Source organism: Streptomyces sp. NPDC050388 (genome assembly GCF_040655635.1).
Lineage (GTDB): Bacteria > Actinomycetota > Actinomycetes > Streptomycetales > Streptomycetaceae > Streptomyces.
In genome coordinates, this window is the sequence record NZ_JBFAKH010000008.1 from 71,524 (window position 1) to 87,178 (window position 15,655).

Consider the following 15,655-nt stretch of genomic DNA (forward strand, 5'->3'; position numbering starts at 1 on the left):
CTGTGTGGCGGCCGTACGGGGCTGGCATCGGGGCGGGGCTGGGTACGGGACCATGCGTGGTGGGTCCCGCAGGCCGGATCGGGTTCGCGGGGACCGATCCCCATTCCTCGGCTCATCACGCTCGGGACCGCGTGCCGTCATTCCCCGACTCTCTGGTCCCGGAAGGGTAGGGACACAGTGGGCTCGGTCCCCTGGCGATTGACTTCCATCCGCGTTGCAGGACCGCTATCTGTGACCGCATAAGGACAGTGACCTGCGGCTTTGCCGGGGACCGGTCCCGCAGCCGTTGCGATTCTTGGGGACCGGTCCCCAATTCGAATGGGGACCGGTCGGTGTTTGGCGGGGACCGGTCCCCGCGTGGTCGCTGCGTCGGTCCCCGAATGGTCCCCACTTGCCTTGGGGACCGGTCCCCGTTTTCCTCGCTCGGTCCCGTTGGGGGACGAGGCCGGTCCCCGTTCCGGATGACTGCGCGCTCCGAGACCGCCGGCCTTGCGGCCGCCGTACCCCGTTGAAGGTCAGGCGGGGCGGTGACGTCGTCGGTCGGGGCCGGTGAGGATGACGCGGTCGGTCATTTCGCCGAGGCGGGAGGCGACGCGGTCGCCGAGGGTGGTGCGCAGCTCGGCGGTGGGGAGGTTGGTGGTGATGAGGGTAGGGAGCATGTGCTCGTACCGGTGGTTGATGAGCCGGTAGGTGAGCTCCTCGGTCCACTCGCTGGTCTTGGCTGCGCCGAGGTCGTCCAGGAGCAGCAGCGGGCTGCGGGCCAGGGCCTGCAGGTCGCGTTCGGTGTCGTGGCCGGCGCGGGGGCGCAGGCGGGCGTGGAGGTCGGCGGTGGTGGTGGCCTCCCAGCGCAGGCGGACGCCGCGGGAGAGGAGGGCGCGGACGGCGCCGTACGCCTGGTGGGTCTTGCCGGTGCCGGTGGGGCCGGCGATCAGCAGCGAGGGGCCTTCGGCGATGCCGGGTCCGCTGGGGCCGGGGCGTCCGGCGTGGGCGATCTGGTCGGCCCAGGCCGTGATCTGGGGGTGGTCGGCGAGGGCGTGGCGGTAGCGGGCGGGGATGCGGGCGTCGGCGAGCTCCAGGGCGGTGATGGGCTCGGTGGGCGGCTCTGCGGCTACGGTGCCGGGGTCGATGCCGCGGCCTGCCAGGATGCCGTTGAGGCGGTCGGCGAGGGGGCCGACGGGCTGGGGTGCGCGGGTGAGGGTGGCGGTCAGAGCTGTTCTCCGTAGGCGGCTTCGACGTCGGTGGGGTTCGTCCACGCCCTGTGGATGACGGGCTGGGCAGGGGCGGCGTTCATGGCCTCGTGCACCAGGCTCGGCAGGATGCTGGGGTGCCTGCCCTTGGTCCGGTGGAGGACGAGTCCTGCCTTGATGTGGTCGGGGGCGATGCCTTCGGCGAGCAGCTTGCGCACCTCCCGGCCGAGGTGGCCCAGGACGTCCTGGGGCGGGCGGTGGGGGCATGCCGCGATGTACTCGGCGATGAGCTGCTGAGCCGAGACGGTGTCAGGCGCGGGGGCGCTTGCGCCCCCCGAAGGGGTAGATCCTAGATCCATGATCCTAGGTCCTAGATCCGGACTGTGAGGTGTCACCGCAGGCTCGCGCACGTCTCCCCGAGGTTTCCGGGACAGCTCACTGAATGCCTCCTGACCTGCGGGTTTGTCGACGGTGTCCATATCGACTGAGGAGCCTTGAGGGTCCCGTGCCCTTTCACTGCCACCTCCGTGACGGTTCAGCGCATCGTCCGGGACGGCTCCGTGCGATACGGACGGCACAGCCTGCGTGACGTCGACCGCTTCGGTCCTGGCCAGGGCGCCGATTGCATTGTTGTGGCGCGGGCAGGCCGGGAGACGGCTCTTGCTGGGCCGGTTGATCTTCTGGTGCTGGTGCCAGGTGACGATGTGCAGGTAGCACTTGTCGTCCGGCCCCTTGTACCGGCAGATCAGGCCGGCGTCGGCGAGCTGGGCGAGGTCCTTCTCGACCTCGGCGGGCGTGTGCTCCGGACGCAATACCCACAGCTGTCCGGCGACGATCGCGGCGTGGTCGCGGTAGCGGCCCTGGTCGTCGGCCTGGGTGAGCAGGCCGAAGAAGGTGCGCTCGGCGGTCAGGGAGACGGCGGCGAGGGATTCGGAGACGAAGGCTTCGGGCTTGATGGTGCGGATGCGTGCCAAGAGTGGGGCGGTCCTCACTCGGTGGCCGATGGGCGGGTACCCACGGCTCACCGTCGATCGTGACGGTACGGGCGTAGGGGAGTTGGCTGGCCGTTGGCGCCGGGCTTGCTGAGAGCCGGTCGCGTTTTCGGGGGTGTCGTCAACATAGCCACACCCAGGCAGCACAAATCCAGCCCTGTCCGACCGAATCTCTGACGGCAGAAAGGCCGTCGAGGATCAGGTCGGCGAGGGCGGCGTGAAAACGGTAGGTCACGATCGCCGGTTGACCAAATAGTTGTTCTGACGTCGAGTCAGAAGGATCACATCGGCAAGCCGTTGACGTCCTGCGAGTGGCGAAGCTACAACACAACACCCCACGCCTGAAACGTTGCTGAGCGCTACTCGGCCCAATGGAACGGGAAACGTATCGACGAAATAGCTACCCGTCTGTCAAGCGCGAAGGGCGCAACATAGCCGACGATCACCGGTTAACCAAACCGGCGAATGCAGCTGAGAATTGGAGCCATGGCAGCACGTTCACTGGAAATCGGCCCAGCCGGGATAAGGGTCGCCCGCACCATTGAAATTCTCCGCACCGAGCGCGGCCTCGCCCAACGCGAGCTCGCTGCTCGCGTCACCGCCCTCGGCCGGCCGATGTCCAACACGATGCTGTCCCGCGTCGAACGCGCCCAGCGACGTTGCGACATCGACGACCTCGTTGTGATCGCCGAAGCCCTCCTCGTCTCGCCCCTCGTATTGCTACAGGGGCCGAGCGCCGCGTGACGAAGCTCGCCCAGCGACGCTGACCGAGCACGCCCATCACCGATCAAGGAGCCACGTCCCTTGCCCCACGCTGCGATGCCCCCTGCCCTGCCGCGCCCCTTTCCCCGCAACGAGGGCGAAGACGCATTGGCTCGTCTCTACCGTCCGGAGGAAATCGCCGAGACGCTCGGTTGTTCCACTTGGTGGGTCAAGGACCGCGCACGGCGGCGTCTGATCCCGCACACGCGAGTCGGCCGTGCCTACCGGTTCACCGCGGAGCACCTCGCAGCAATCATCCGCCTTCACGAGGAGCCGGTGGCGCAGCCCACCACGCAGCGCACTCTCTCGCCGACGCCTCCGCCCCGGCCGACCACGACGTCACCGCGCACGGGGCGGCAGGGCCAGCCAGCTCTCCCCGCGCGGAGCCTTCGCGCCCGTCCGCCGCGCAGGTCCCAATACGGCACCGCCGCCTAGCAGCACTCGACAGACACCAGAACGGAGGGCAGACGAGGCGTGGGCTACGCCGAGAAACGCGGCAGCTACTGGCGCGGCAGGTTCAAGGTCAGCGAGGGCAAATACGGCACGGTCGTCGACCCCGCAGGCGCAGTGGTCAAATTCGCCACCAAGCGTGAGGCGAAGCAGGCGGCGGACGAGGAGGAGGCCAGGATCCGGCGTGGTACCTGGCGCGATCCGGCCGCCGGACAGGAGACCTTCGGCGAGTACGCCAGCCGTTGGTACGACGCCCAGGACCTGGCGGCGTCCACCATGCAGAACTACCGGCGCCACATCGAGGAGCACCTGCTCCCCGGGTTCGAGGACAAGGCCCTGGCCGGCATCCTCCGCTCGGACGTGGATGCCTGGGAGAAGCGGGAGAGGACCACCTACGCCGCATCCAGCGTCAAGACGTGGCGCTCGACGTTCCACCTCATCCTGGCCGACGCGGTGGACGAGGGCCTCATCGCCTCCAACCCTGCCGCCAAGCGGCGAGGTCGCGGCAAGCGCGCCGGCCGCTCCCGCGGCCGGGGGCCAGAGAAGGTCATCACCGATCCGCTCGGACTGCTGCTCGTCGCCGAGCGAGCGGCTCTGCTGTCCGGTCGCGACGACGAGTTCGTGGCGGTGGTCCTCATGGGCTACACGGGGATGCGCTGGGGCGAGATCGTAGGTTTGGAGACCGCCTTCGCGCGTCCGGACGCCATACGTGTGGAGCACCAGCTGTACGAGCTGGACTCGGGCGAGCTGATCCGCTGCCCGCCGAAGGACGACAGCTACCGCAGCATCGACGCCATGGACTGGCTCTCGGCCCTGGTCTCCGACCACGTGGCTCGCACGAAGCCGACTCCTTGCCCTTGCCACGGCAAGCGATACGTCTTCCGCGGTCAGGGGACCGCCCGCACAGGCGGTCACCAAGGCGCCAAGCTCGTGGACGTCGCTCGCCGCGCGGACGTCTCCACCGGCACGGTGTCCAACGTCCTCAACCACCCCGATCGCGTACGCGAGGAAACCCGTCTCCGTGTGGAACGCGCCATCGAGGAGCTCAACTTCGTACGCGGCGGCACACCGACGGAGAACGCCGCTCACTGGCGCCGCAACGGCTTCGCCACGTGGCTCTTCACGCCGGCCGCGTCCGGCTGGTACCCGAAGAAAGCGCCGCAGGAAGCCCGCCCCGTCCCTCTGCTGGGTGAGCCCCGGCCCGGCATCCCGGTCCGTGGCCGCAACGCGCAGAAGCGTGCGGATGCCTGCTGGCTCCCCATCGCCACGGGCCTGACGCCTCATGGCCTGCGCCACTCCCACCGCACCCACATGGAAGACCTTGGTACGGAGAAGGTCCTCATGGACGAGCGCATGGGCCACATCGACGGTTCGATCTCGGCGCGGTACGCCCATGTCACCCCTGGCATGCGCAAGCGCCTCATGCTCGGCCTGACCGAGCAGTGGGAGGCGTCGCTGGATGCTCGCAGGAGCATGCATCCGCGGTCGTCGGTCGCCGTCGTGGACCGGCTTCTGCGAGCACGTGGCTTCCTGGCGACTCTATGAGAGGGGGGTCAGGGGCCGCGATTCCCGCGGACGGAGCCGTCCTCTTCCCTTTACCGCCGCGCACCGGAGAATGAAGTACGGTCAGGACGTGCTCGACGGGGGCGGAGAGGAGGAACGCGGTGTCATATGAGCCCAAGCTCGCCGCGGCCCTTTCCGGTGCCACGCTGCGGCAGCTCTCCCACTGGCGCCGCGCTTCTAGCAAACAGGGCGCGCTTCTCGTCCCAGAAGTCTCCGACTCACGCCCGATTCTCTATTCCTTCCGCGACGTGGTGGCCCTGCGGGCCTGCGTGAAGCTCCGCAAGGAGACGTCGCTGCAGAAGATCCGCAGGGCAGTGGACACGCTCCGAGGAGACTTGGGCGAGCGCGAGCACCTGTCTTCCTACGCGCTGGTCGCGGGACCGGACACGATCTACCTGGCGGAGCGCGACCAAGCAGTCGACCTGATCAGGGGCGGCAACGTCGTCATCCACCAGCTGGTGGACGTGCTCGCGCCCTTCTACAAGGACGGCCGCCACATCCCCGACCTGCTGCAGCCCCGCGACCATGTTGCGGTCGACTCCGCGGTGCGCGGCGGTGAGCCGGTCATCGAGGGGACACGGATCCCGGCGGCGGAGGTAGCCGCCCTGGTCAGGGATGGCGTCCCTCCGGACCGGGTCAGCGACTTCTACCCGGGGGTCAGTGCTGTAGCTGCACGTGACGCGGTCGATTTCAGTGACTATGTGGACAGCTACGGGCAGGTTGCCGCTTGAAGCTGCTGCTCGATGAGAACGTCCCCAGACCCATGGCAGAGATCGTGCGCATTCTGCTGACTGCGCACGATGTGGTGCACGTCCATGAACTGGACGGCTGGGCCGGCACGAAGGACATCGAGCTGTACGCGAAGGCCAAGGCGGGAGGCTTCCAGGCGATCATCACCAATGACGCCAAGCAACTCAGCCGACCCATGGAGGTGGAGGCGATCGCGCGGTCGGGGCTCCACCGCATCCAGTACCGCCAGAACAACAAGCACGGTGGTTTGGTCGGCCTCGGCACTGCCATAGCCACTGTGTGCGCCGCGCTGCCGCACGCCATCACCGAACTCGAAGGGGCCGACGGGCAGCGCCTGGTGTCCCTGACGGCCATCGACCCCTCGCGCCACAACCGACTGCAGATCACCGATCCGCAGACGTCCCCGCCGAAGCACTGGCCCACCTCTTGAGCACGGCCCCTGACGGCGACAGCTCCTCAGTCAGTCACCGAACAGGCTGTCCTGGATGTATTGGACGACATGCGCCTTCGGGCGGAACAGCCCCAGCAGCATGAAGGTCTTGGGGCGGGCCGCGATGTTACCGACGAAGAAGTGGACGGCACGGTCAGAGGCGAAGGCCAGGTCGTACCAGCGCTGCCGCAGCTTGTCGTGCACTGCCTGCTCGCCGTACGTGCGCAGGAACTTGCGGTACGACGCGCCGGCCTCCCAGTCCTTCAGCGCCATGTCGTGCGTGGGACAGGCGTCGTCCGCGCAGCGGAAGCGGTAGCGGAAGTCCAACGGCACCCACTCGAGCGGAGCCAGATCCTGCTCGATGAGATCGAGTTGGTTGGCCAGTGCGGCCTTCGACGCGGACCAGGGCTCAGCCGGCGTCAACCGGAAACTGACGTCGATGGGCCGGAAGACGCCCAGCGAGGTGCTGCGCTGCTCCTGGTCCCTCTTGATGGCGCACAGCGATGGCGCGACGAGAGGCTCGACGTGCTTGTAGCGCTGCTTCCAGTCGCCGCCCGCGGGCACCTCGCCCACGATCTTCAGAGTGTCGAGGTCCGGCCGCAGGCTCTCGGGCCGAGAGTCCCGCTTGCCGTGCGGCGCCACGTCGACCTCGATGATCGAGTACTTCCGGAACTGATCCTCCTCCTCCTTCAGTAGCCGGAAGGGCACGGGAAAGAGGCGTACGTGCCGGGGTGTTCCTTGATCCAGTCGTATGCCCGCCACACAGCTGGTCTCGTGGTACTTGTTGGACAGCTCCGGATACGTCTTGACCGTGATCATGATCCGTGCGCGCTGCCGTTTCCCGAATGCCGACGACGCCATGGTGTGCCCCCTCCATCGATCTCCCCGATCTGATTGGAAGAGAGGCATGCACCGCTGGCAAGGGCGCGTGCGAAAGCCGGGGACGAAGTCAGGCCAAGGGATTCACCGGCACTGAGACCCGGCTGCGGACCGTCTCCAGGACTACCTGCCGGTGGCAGCGGCTCTCGTCCTTCTCGAAACACAGCACCGCGACCCGCGACGCTCGGGCGTGCCCTGCGAGGCGGTCAAGGTCGGCCTGGGCCTCCTCGGACCGCAGCAGGCCACGGAAGCGCGCCCGCCCCACTTCGACGCGGCCGTCCCAGAAGGGCTCCCGATTGTCCTTCGGATTGCCCAGGCCACGCAGGTGCGTGTACTCGATGTTGGCTTCGGCCAGAGCCTCCCCGAGGCGGGTCTTGCTGAAGCCCTTCTTGCGGCTGATCGGGGTGAGCCGTACATCCGCCACGACACCGATGCGGCTGTCGACGAGCGAAGCGATGAATGAGTCAATGTCTCGCCCTTCGTATCCGGCTGACCAGAGACCGGGCGGGACCTGGGCTGCCTGGAACAGATCATCGAGGGAGACCGCAAGAGCCTTGGCCACCGCGCCGACGGTGAAGAAACCTGGCTGGATAGCCCCCTCGCTCTCCAGACGGCCCAGCGTCCCGGCGGCGATGCCTGCCTCCTTGGCCAGCCGTTCACGCGTCCACCCGCGGTCCTCCCTCAACGCCCGTACCCGCTGGGCGAGCGCACGGGCGTGGTCGTGGGGAGACGCTGAGCGATGACCTGCCATGTGCGGTGTTCCTAACGACCGTTGGGGCGGCCCGCCGCGGTGTTCCTGGTCAGCCACGAGCCCTGTATTCGCGAACGCGCAGGTCCGAGGGCGCGTAGGCACCGCTCTTCCTGCGGCACTGGAGACTGCTCCTGGGAGAAGCCGACCAAGATCTTCTCCCAGATTTCTCCCAAGCGATCTCCAGGAACCACTCAGGGGCCCGACCCGCGCTGCGGATCAGGCCCCTGACCTGGTACTTCACTGTCGGGGTGGCGGGATTTGAACCCACGACCTCTTCGTCCCGAACGAAGCGCGCTGCCAAGCTGCGCCACACCCCGATCGTCGCTGCTCTCGCGGCGACGACGTTTACTTTAGCCCACTGGTGGCTGGAGGCGAAATCCGGTTTCGGTGCCGCGGGGGCCGACGGCACCGACCGGTGCGGTCGGCCCCCGCGGGACGCACGTGCTCCGCTACTCCCGGCTCACCAGGGTCATCAGCGTCGCCTCCGGGGGGCAGGCGAAGCGGACCGGGGTGTAGCGGTTGGTGCCGCAGCCCGCGGAGACGTGGAGGTAGGACGTGCGGCCCTCGGACGTGTGGGTGGACAGGCCCTTCACCCGGTCGGTGTCCAGGTCGCAGTTGGTGACCAGGGCGCCGTAGAAGGGGATGCAGAGCTGGCCGCCGTGGGTGTGGCCGGCCAGGACCAGGGGGTAGCCGTCGGACGTGAAGGAGTCCAGGACGCGCAGGTAGGGGGCGTGGACGACGCCCATCGAGAAGTCCGCCGCGCTCGACGGGCCACCCGCCACCTCCGTGTAGCGGTCCCGCTTGATGTGCGGGTCGTCCAGGCCGGTCAGCTCGACCGTGACGCCCTCGACCTTCAGGGTGCCCCTGGTGTTCGTGAGGTTCAGCCAGCCCGCGCCGTCGAAGCCGTCCCGCAGGTCCTCCCACGGGTTGTGGATCACGCCGACGGCCGGGGCGTTGCCGTTCAGGCCGTGCCGACCCGTGGCCTTCTCGATCAGGTAGCGGGCGGGGTTGCGCAGCTTGGGGCCGTAGTAGTCGTTGGAGCCGAAGACGTACGCGCCCGGGAACTCCATCAGCGGGCCCAGCGCGTCCAGGACCTCCGGCACGCCCTCGGGGTCGGAGAGGTTGTCGCCCGTGTTGATCACGAAGTCGGGGCGCAGTCCCGCCAGCGAGCGCAGCCAGCGCTGCTTCTTGCGCTGGCCGCTCACCAGGTGGATGTCGGAGACCTGCAGCACACGCAGGGGGCGCATCCCGGCGGGCAGGACGGGGATCGTCACCCGTCGCAGCCGGAAGGAGCGGGCCTCGAAGCCCGCCGCGTACACCAGCCCGGCGGCGCCGGCCGCCGTGATTCCCAGGGGGATTCCGTATCGCGCGCGCATGCGCCCATCGTGTCAGATCCGGGGCAGGGTGTGTCCTGCGGTCCCTCCTCCCCGGTGATGCGGCGGGGCTTGAGGGTCGGTCCGAACGTCCCCTGGAGCGGCGGGGGTTAAATGTACGGGCGCCTTTGCGCCTGTTCCTGCGACAATCAAGACATGACCACGCTCAAGTCGAAGCTGCAGGACGACCTCAACGCTGCGATCAGGGAGCGCGACGAGCTCAGCTCCTCGACGCTCCGGCTGACGCTCACCGCGATCACCAAGGAGGAGGTCGCGGGGAAGGAGAAGCGTCAGCTCTCCGACGACGAGGTGCTCAAGGTGATCACCCGCGAGGCGAAGAAGCGCCGTGAGGCGGCGGACGCCTTCGCGCAGGGCGGGCGTCCCGAGCAGGCCGAGCGGGAGAAGGCGGAGGGCGAGCTGCTGGCCCGGTACCTGCCCCAGCAGATGTCCGACGAGGAGCTGAACGCGATCGTCGCCCAGGCCGTCGAGGAGGCGAAGGCGGCAGGCGCCGAGGGCCCGCGGGCCATGGGGGCGGTCATGAAGATCGTCAACCCCAAGGTGGCCGGGCAGGCCGAGGGCGGCCGGGTGGCCGCCGCGGTGAAGAAGCTGCTCGCCGGCTGATCTGCCGGTCCGGGCAGATGGCCCGGTCAACCGGTCCGGTCGGTCGGACACGGCGGACGACAGTGGAGGGCCCCTCGATCCCAACACGGGATCGAGGGGCCCTCCACTCTCGTCCGACCAGGGGCGCAGGCCGTCAGCGCCGTCCTCCAGGACCGTTGCCCGATCCCTGGATGAAGCCCTCCGGGAGGGAGAAGGTCGGGTCCGGTTCGGCTCCGCCGTTGCCGTTCTGGCCACCGTTGTCGTTCTGGCCACCGTTGTCGTTCTGGCCGCCGTTGCCGCCGTTGCCGCCGGTCAGGCCGCCGATGAAACCGCCGTTGTTGCCGTTGCCGCCGTTGTCACCGCGGTTGTCGTCGCCACGGTCACGGTCCTCGTCGTCACGGTCACGGTCCTCGTCGCGCTTATCGGGGTCAGGGATGTCGACGAGGTTGAAGGACGGGGAGTCCTTGCCCGAGAGGGCGCCGGTCATCGCGTCCCGCCAGATGGGGCCCGGCACCGAGCCGCCGTAGACCTTGGCGTGGTAGGCGCCGCCGACGTTGATGTCGACCATCTTGACCTGCTGGGTGGCGCTGCCGACCCAGACCGCTCCCGACAGGTTCGGCGTGTAGCCGACGAACCAGGCGTTCTTGCGCTCGTCCGTCGTACCCGTCTTGCCGGCGTTGGCGCGGTCCGTGAGACCGGACGCCCGGCCCGTACCGGAGTCGACCACACCCTGCAGCAGGGTGTTCACCGTGTCCGCGGTCTGCTCGCTCATCGCCCGCGAGCACGTCGATTTCGGTACCTCCAGCGACTTCTGCTGGTCGCCGACCTTCTGGGTGATCGACTCGATGGCGACCGGCGTGCAGTACATGCCCCGGGAGGCGAAGGCGGCGTACGCGGACGCCATCGTCAGCGGGGCGACGCCCCTGGAACCGAGGGAGACGGCGGGGACCTCCGGAAGCTTCTCGCCGTTGCCCTCCACGACGTGCAGGGCGTCCGTCATCTTCACCAACGGGCACAGACCGATGTCGGCGATCATCTGCACGAAGTAGGTGTTGACCGAAAGGGCCATCGCCTCCTTCAAGCGGTACGGTCCGACCTCCGACTTGTCCTCGTTGGGGACGGTGGCGCCTTCCTGGTTCACCCAGGGCTTGCCGCTGCACGTCTGGACGGGGTCGGGGTAAGGCATCTCGTACGGCGACGAGTACTCCTGGAAGGGCGGTCGCCCCTCCTCGAGCGCGGCCGCCGCGACGAAGGGCTTGAACGTCGAACCGGTCGGGAAGCCGTAGTTGGAGCCGCCCATGCTGTGGTTGACCGAATAGTTGATCTCGGTCTCGTTCTTGCCGTAGCCGTAGGGCTTCGACTGGCCCATGCCGAGTATCTTGCCGGTGCCGGGCTCCACCAGGGTGATCGCCGCGGCGACCGAGTCGCTCTTGTTGACGTGGCCCTTGAGCGAGGTGTGGACCGACTGCTGTGCCTGCGGGTCGAGGGTGGTCCGGATCGTCAGACCGCCCTGGTTCCAGATCTTGGCCCGGTCCTCCTTCTCCTTCCCGAAAATCGGGTCGCTCAGGAACACCTCACGTACGTAGTCACAGAAGAAGGCCGCATCGGCGACCGCCGTGATGCAGCCGTTGTTCGGCTTGCTGACCTTCAGTCCCAGCGGTGCCTTCGACGCCTCGGCGGCTTCCTCCTCGGAGACGTCGCCGACCTGGGCCATCCGCGCCAGGACGACATTGCGCCGTTTGGTGGCCTCCGTCTCGTCGTTGACCGGGTTGTACCGGCTCGGCGACTGGACGAGGCCGGCGAGGAGGGCGGACTCCTGGAGGTTGAGGTCCTTGGCGGACTTGGAGAAGTAGCGCTGGGCGGCGGCCTCGACACCGTAGGCCTGCTGGCCGAAGAACGTGATGTTCAGGTAGTTCTCGAGGATCTTCTTCTTGCCCAGCTCCTCCTCGACCTGGATCGCGAACTTCAGCTCGCGGATCTTGCGGCCGATCGTCTGCTGGGTGGCCTGCGCGACCTTCGTCGGGTCGTCGCCGGCCTCCTCCACGAAGACGTTCTTCACGTACTGCTGAGTCAGCGTGGACGCGCCCTCGGAGACACCGCCGCTCTGCGCGTTGCGGTTGAGCGCGCGCAGCACGCCCTTGAGGTCCACCGCGCCGTGCTCGTAGAAACGGGAGTCCTCGATCGCGACGATCGCCTTCTGGAGGTACGGCGAGATGTCCTTGAGGTCGACCACCGTGCGGTCGCGCGAGTAGACGGTGGCGATCTGACCGCCCTTCGCGTCCAGGATGGTGGTGCGCTGACTCAGCGGGGGTGTCTTGAGGTTGGCGGGAAGCTCGTCGAAACTCTCCACCGAACCCTTGGCGGCCAGGCCCAGCGCACCCACGGCGGGCAGTGCGATACCGGCCAGGACGGCACCCGCGAGGACACTGACACCGAGGAACTTGGCGGCCTGCTGCGTTGGCGACAGACCACCGCCCGAGCGCTTCTTTGGCATGGGAGCAGCCTACGTTCTCGTTTGCCGGACAGGCGTACAGGCCTTGGCCTAAGCTGCTCACAACTGTCACAGCAGTGGGGCCACGTATCAATACGTCCGGTGACCCGGAATCGTTCCGGATCTTCTCGACTTTCTTTGTCGGGGTGTGGTGGGTGCGTGTCCGGATCCGCCTTGTGTGTCACTCGGTGTCCGTTGTGGCGCAATAGAGCTGACCCGAAACGTCGGGATTGTCGCGCATGTCGTCAGGTCACTCCCCCGGGTGATCTGCCGCTTACCCATAGTCCGTTCGGGCCATTCAAGATTGGGCCCGCTGGGGGTGTTGCGCTGTGCCCACCTTCCGTAACGTCCTCAACTGGCGGCGGTGAATATGCCGCTGCCGCCGTGGGGGAGCCTCGATTCGGGAGAGGACGGCGCCGGTATGGGCTGGGTTACCGACTGGAGTGCGCAGGCTGCCTGCCGCACTACTGATCCGGATGAACTGTTCGTTCAAGGAGCAGCGCAGAACAGGGCCAAGGCGGTGTGCACCGGATGCCCGGTGCGTACGGAGTGCCTGGCCGACGCGCTCGACAACCGCGTCGAGTTCGGCGTGTGGGGAGGCATGACGGAACGTGAACGCCGCGCACTGCTGCGCCGACGGCCCACCGTGACGTCCTGGCGTCGGCTGCTGGAGACCGCGCGCACGGAGTACGAGCGGGGGACGGGCGTCGTGCCCCTCGACGACGACGAGGTGTACGCGAACTACGCGGCGGTGGGCTGAGAGCTCTCGGGGGGTCCTCGGCGGGGCGTCTCGGGCTGTGTCGGCACTGCCTGTTCGTCCGTCAGGCCGCGTCGGTGTGCGTCAGGTCGGTGTGCGTCAGGCGGTTGCCTCGGGTGAAGCGGGTGTCTCGGGCAGCTCCGGCCTGTTGGTCGCGAGCCGGTCGCCGATCTGCCGCAGGCCCGCGAGGTCGTGCACGTCACCGGGCAGCGCGGCCACTTCCGTCACCGCCACCTCGGGATGGAGCGCGGTGAAGCGGTCACGTGTGCGCTGCTCGCGTGAGAGCAGCCGCATCCGCTCGGCGTGCAGTCTCAGCAGACCCGCGGTGAGCTGGTCGACGGACCACTCCGCGCCCGCCCCGCCGGTGTCGGTGGTGCTGGTGTCCGTGTCCGTGTCGTCCGTGGTGGCGGGGGAGCCTCCGGCAGGGACGTCTGAACTGGCGTGTGTGTCGGTGGAGTTACGAACTCCAGCTTTCCCGTCCTCCTGATCCACAATGCGGGAGTCCTCAAGATTTTCCGCAGCGGCGAGTGCCCGTTCGGCCGACAGCCGGTCGGCGCCGCTGCCATGGACCCGGTTGAGCACCAGACCGGCCAGCGGCATGTCCTCCGCGGCCAGCCGTTCCACGAAGTACGCGGCCTCGCGCAGCGCGTCCCGCTCCGGGGCCGCGACCACCAGGAACGCCGTCCCGGGCGCCTGGAGCAGTTTGAACGTGGCGTCCGCGCGCGTACGGAACCCGCCGAACATGGAGTCCATCGCCGCGACGAACGTCTGTACGTCCCGCAGCAGTTGCCCCCCGAGCACCTTCCCCAGGACGCCGGTCATCATGGACATCCCGACGTTCAGGAACTTCATCCCCGCACGGCCGCCGACCTTCGCCGGGGTCAGCAGGACGCGGATGAGCTTGCCGTCGAGGAAGGACCCGAGCCGCTTGGGCGCGTCCAGGAAGTCCAGCGCGGAGCGGGAGGGCGGTGTGTCGACGACGATGAGGTCCCACTCGTCGCGGGCCCGCAGCTGACCCAGCTTCTCCATCGCCATGTACTCCTGCGTGCCCGCGAAGCCCGCCGAGAGGGACTGGTAGAAGGGGTTGCCGAGGATCGCGGAGGCGCGCTCCGGGTCCGAGTGCGCCTCGACGATCTCGTCGAAGGTGCGCTTCATGTCGAGCATCATGGCGTGCAGTTCGCCGCCGGCGGAGTCGTCGATGCCCTTCACCCGGCGGGGGATGTTGTCGAGCGAGTCGATGCCCATGGACTGGGCGAGCCGACGGGCGGGGTCGATGGTGAGGACGACCACCTTGCGTCCCCGTTCGGCCGCGCGCAGCCCCAGGGCCGCGGCGGTGGTCGTCTTGCCGACCCCGCCCGAGCCGCAGCACACCACGATCCGGGTGGTCCGGTCCTCGATCAGTGGGTCGATGTCGAGCGTGCGCACGGGGGAGAGGTGGTGGCGGGCCGGGTGGGCCGGTTCCGGATGACGACTCATGACATCCCCTGCTTCCGATACTTCCGACTCGTGACGGGCGTGACGGGCCTGATGGGGGTGGCGGGCACGGCGGGAACACCGGGAGCGGCGTGCCCGGCGGGAGGGCTCCCGCCGGGCACGAGTACGGACACGGGCAGGTTTCCGCCGGTCATGACACACCCTGTGCGCGGAGTTCCTCGGCCAGTTCGTACAGACCCGCCAGGTCCATGCCTTCCGCGAGCAGCGGCAGCTCGTGCAGGGGCAGGCCCACCTCGGCCAGTGCGGCGCGCTGTTCGGCCTCCAGCGTGTACCGCTCGGCGTACTCCTTCGCCTGCGCGAGCAACGGGTCCACCAGCTGCTCGGCGTGCCCGCCGCGCCGTGCGCCGCCGAGACCGGCGGACGACAATGCCCGCGCGACAGAGGAACGCTCGACCGTCCCCATGAGTTCCAGGTCGATCGCGTCCAGCACCTCGGGCCGCACCATGTTCACGATGATCCGCCCCACCGGCAGCCGGGCCCCCCGCAGCTCGGCGATGCCGTCCACGGTCTCCTGGACCGGCATCTCCTCCAGCAGGGCGACCAGGTGCACCGCCGTCTCCGGTGATTTCAGCACCCGCATCACGGCCTGGGCCTGATTGTGTATCGGGCCGATCTTCGCGAGTCCGGCGACCTCGTCGTTGACGTTGAGGAAACGGGTGATGCGCCCGGTCGGTGGAGCGTCCATCACGACGTAGTCGTAGACGAACCGCCCGTTCCTGTCCTTGCGCCGCACCGCCTCGCACGCCTTGCCGGTCAGCAGGACGTCCCGCACGCCGGGCGCGATGGTGGTCGCGAAGTCGATCGCGCCGAGCTTCTTCAGCGCCCGCCCGGCGCTGCCCAGCTTGTAGAACATCTGGAGGTAGTCCAGAAGGGCCCGCTCGGCGTCTATGGCGAGGGCGTGCACCTCCCCGCCCCCGGGAGCGACGGCGATCTTCCGCTCCTCGTACGGCAGCGCCTCCGTCTCGAAGACCTGCGCGATGCCCTGGCGGCCCTCGACCTCGACGAGAAGCGTCCGCTTCCCCTCCGTGGCCAGGGCCAGCGCGAGGGCCGCGGCCACCGTGGTCTTGCCGGTTCCGCCCTTGCCACTGACCACCTGAAGCCTGCTCACGCCTTTGAGCCTAATTCCTCCCCGTGCGCCCCGGCGGCTCCGGGTGCGAGTTGCCGGGCTTCCCGTGC

15 protein-coding genes and 1 tRNA gene are annotated in these 15,655 nt (G+C 68.5%); 7 read left to right on the forward strand and 9 right to left on the reverse strand.

Translation table 11 applies throughout. The annotated features are described in order from the left end of the window. Positions 1 to 515 precede the first annotated feature (515 nt). Complete coding sequence (locus tag AB0I73_RS06630) at positions 516 to 1,208, reverse strand: ATP-binding protein (RefSeq protein WP_363034550.1); 693 nt, start codon at positions 1,206 to 1,208, stop codon at positions 516 to 518. Then, entirely contained in the window at positions 1,205 to 2,161 is a 957-nt protein-coding gene (locus tag AB0I73_RS06635; protein ID WP_363034423.1) for a hypothetical protein, read from the reverse strand. The genes AB0I73_RS06630 and AB0I73_RS06635 overlap by 4 nt, the downstream gene beginning before the upstream one ends. Before the next feature lie 504 nt (positions 2,162 to 2,665). Between AB0I73_RS06635 and AB0I73_RS06640 the strand changes: the two genes are divergently transcribed. The 5 genes from AB0I73_RS06640 to AB0I73_RS06660 all read left to right on the forward strand — a co-directional run bounded on the left by AB0I73_RS06640 (position 2,666) and on the right by AB0I73_RS06660 (position 6,134). Further along, complete coding sequence (locus AB0I73_RS06640; protein WP_363034425.1) at positions 2,666 to 2,923, forward strand: helix-turn-helix transcriptional regulator; 258 nt, start codon at positions 2,666 to 2,668, stop codon at positions 2,921 to 2,923. A 75-nt stretch (positions 2,924 to 2,998) separates the two neighbouring features. Further along, positions 2,999 to 3,376: a helix-turn-helix domain-containing protein gene (locus AB0I73_RS06645; protein WP_363034552.1), complete on the forward strand. Its 378-nt coding sequence runs from the start codon at positions 2,999 to 3,001 to the stop codon at positions 3,374 to 3,376. 39 nt (positions 3,377 to 3,415) lie between these two features. After that, the gene (locus AB0I73_RS06650) at positions 3,416 to 4,936 is read left to right on the forward strand and encodes a LacI family DNA-binding transcriptional regulator (protein WP_363034427.1); all 1,521 of its coding nucleotides are present in this window, start codon (positions 3,416 to 3,418) and stop codon (positions 4,934 to 4,936) included. 119 nt (positions 4,937 to 5,055) lie between these two features. Continuing rightward, complete coding sequence (locus tag AB0I73_RS06655; protein WP_363034429.1) at positions 5,056 to 5,685, forward strand: DUF433 domain-containing protein; 630 nt, start codon at positions 5,056 to 5,058, stop codon at positions 5,683 to 5,685. Further along, positions 5,682 to 6,134, forward strand: a complete 453-nt coding sequence (locus tag AB0I73_RS06660; RefSeq protein ID WP_055629466.1) for a DUF5615 family PIN-like protein — start codon at positions 5,682 to 5,684, stop codon at positions 6,132 to 6,134. Before AB0I73_RS06655 ends, AB0I73_RS06660 begins: the two co-directional genes overlap by 4 nt. Positions 6,135 to 6,164: 30 nt before the next feature. On the opposite strand, the gene AB0I73_RS06665 is transcribed toward AB0I73_RS06660, so the two are convergent. The 4 genes from AB0I73_RS06665 to AB0I73_RS06680 all read right to left on the reverse strand — a co-directional run bounded on the left by AB0I73_RS06665 (position 6,165) and on the right by AB0I73_RS06680 (position 9,140). After that, entirely contained in the window at positions 6,165 to 6,995 is an 831-nt protein-coding gene (locus AB0I73_RS06665) for a hypothetical protein (protein ID WP_363034431.1), read from the reverse strand. Positions 6,996 to 7,083: 88 nt separating this feature from the next. Next, complete coding sequence (locus tag AB0I73_RS06670) at positions 7,084 to 7,764, reverse strand: DUF488 family protein (protein ID WP_363034554.1); 681 nt, start codon at positions 7,762 to 7,764, stop codon at positions 7,084 to 7,086. A 243-nt stretch (positions 7,765 to 8,007) separates the two neighbouring features. Continuing rightward, positions 8,008 to 8,081, reverse strand: a tRNA-Pro gene (locus AB0I73_RS06675). Positions 8,082 to 8,213: 132 nt separating this feature from the next. Then, positions 8,214 to 9,140 (reverse strand): metallophosphoesterase, encoded by a 927-nt coding sequence (locus AB0I73_RS06680; protein ID WP_363034433.1) that lies wholly within the window; start codon positions 9,138 to 9,140, stop codon positions 8,214 to 8,216. A 153-nt stretch (positions 9,141 to 9,293) separates the two neighbouring features. On the opposite strand from AB0I73_RS06680, the gene AB0I73_RS06685 reads away from it, so the two are divergent. Continuing rightward, positions 9,294 to 9,758, forward strand: a complete 465-nt coding sequence (locus AB0I73_RS06685) for a GatB/YqeY domain-containing protein (protein WP_109377217.1) — start codon at positions 9,294 to 9,296, stop codon at positions 9,756 to 9,758. A 133-nt stretch (positions 9,759 to 9,891) separates the two neighbouring features. On the opposite strand, the gene AB0I73_RS06690 is transcribed toward AB0I73_RS06685, so the two are convergent. Continuing rightward, entirely contained in the window at positions 9,892 to 12,231 is a 2,340-nt protein-coding gene (locus AB0I73_RS06690) for a transglycosylase domain-containing protein (RefSeq protein WP_363034436.1), read from the reverse strand. Between the two features lie 418 nt (positions 12,232 to 12,649). Between AB0I73_RS06690 and wblA the strand changes: the two genes are divergently transcribed. Further along, positions 12,650 to 12,988 (forward strand): transcriptional regulator WblA, encoded by a 339-nt coding sequence (gene wblA, locus AB0I73_RS06695; RefSeq protein ID WP_363034438.1) that lies wholly within the window; start codon positions 12,650 to 12,652, stop codon positions 12,986 to 12,988. A gap of 96 nt (positions 12,989 to 13,084) precedes the next feature. On the opposite strand, the gene AB0I73_RS06700 is transcribed toward wblA, so the two are convergent. Both AB0I73_RS06700 and AB0I73_RS06705 read right to left on the reverse strand, forming a co-directional pair. Then, positions 13,085 to 14,461, reverse strand: coding sequence for an ArsA family ATPase (locus AB0I73_RS06700; protein ID WP_363034440.1), 1,377 nt, complete (start codon positions 14,459 to 14,461; stop codon positions 13,085 to 13,087). 148 nt (positions 14,462 to 14,609) lie between these two features. Next, positions 14,610 to 15,587, reverse strand: a complete 978-nt coding sequence (locus AB0I73_RS06705) for an ArsA-related P-loop ATPase (protein ID WP_363034442.1) — start codon at positions 15,585 to 15,587, stop codon at positions 14,610 to 14,612. Between the last annotated feature and the right edge of the window lie 68 nt (positions 15,588 to 15,655).

What these genes read in the sequence shown, in the direction of transcription:
- AB0I73_RS06640 (WP_363034425.1), top strand. Translation starts at nt 2,666, where the DNA reads ATGGCAGCACGTTCACTGGAAATCGGCCCAGCCGGGATAAGGGTCGCC.
- AB0I73_RS06645 (WP_363034552.1), top strand. Translation starts at nt 2,999, where the DNA reads ATGCCCCCTGCCCTGCCGCGCCCCTTTCCCCGCAACGAGGGCGAAGAC.
- AB0I73_RS06665 (WP_363034431.1), bottom strand. Translation starts at nt 6,995, where the DNA reads ATGGCGTCGTCGGCATTCGGGAAACGGCAGCGCGCACGGATCATGATC.
- AB0I73_RS06670 (WP_363034554.1), bottom strand. Translation starts at nt 7,764, where the DNA reads ATGGCAGGTCATCGCTCAGCGTCTCCCCACGACCACGCCCGTGCGCTC.
- AB0I73_RS06680 (WP_363034433.1), bottom strand. Translation starts at nt 9,140, where the DNA reads ATGCGCGCGCGATACGGAATCCCCCTGGGAATCACGGCGGCCGGCGCC.
- AB0I73_RS06685 (WP_109377217.1), top strand. Translation starts at nt 9,294, where the DNA reads ATGACCACGCTCAAGTCGAAGCTGCAGGACGACCTCAACGCTGCGATC.
- AB0I73_RS06690 (WP_363034436.1), bottom strand. Translation starts at nt 12,231, where the DNA reads ATGCCAAAGAAGCGCTCGGGCGGTGGTCTGTCGCCAACGCAGCAGGCC.
- wblA (WP_363034438.1), top strand. Translation starts at nt 12,650, where the DNA reads ATGGGCTGGGTTACCGACTGGAGTGCGCAGGCTGCCTGCCGCACTACT.
- AB0I73_RS06700 (WP_363034440.1), bottom strand. Translation starts at nt 14,461, where the DNA reads ATGAGTCGTCATCCGGAACCGGCCCACCCGGCCCGCCACCACCTCTCC.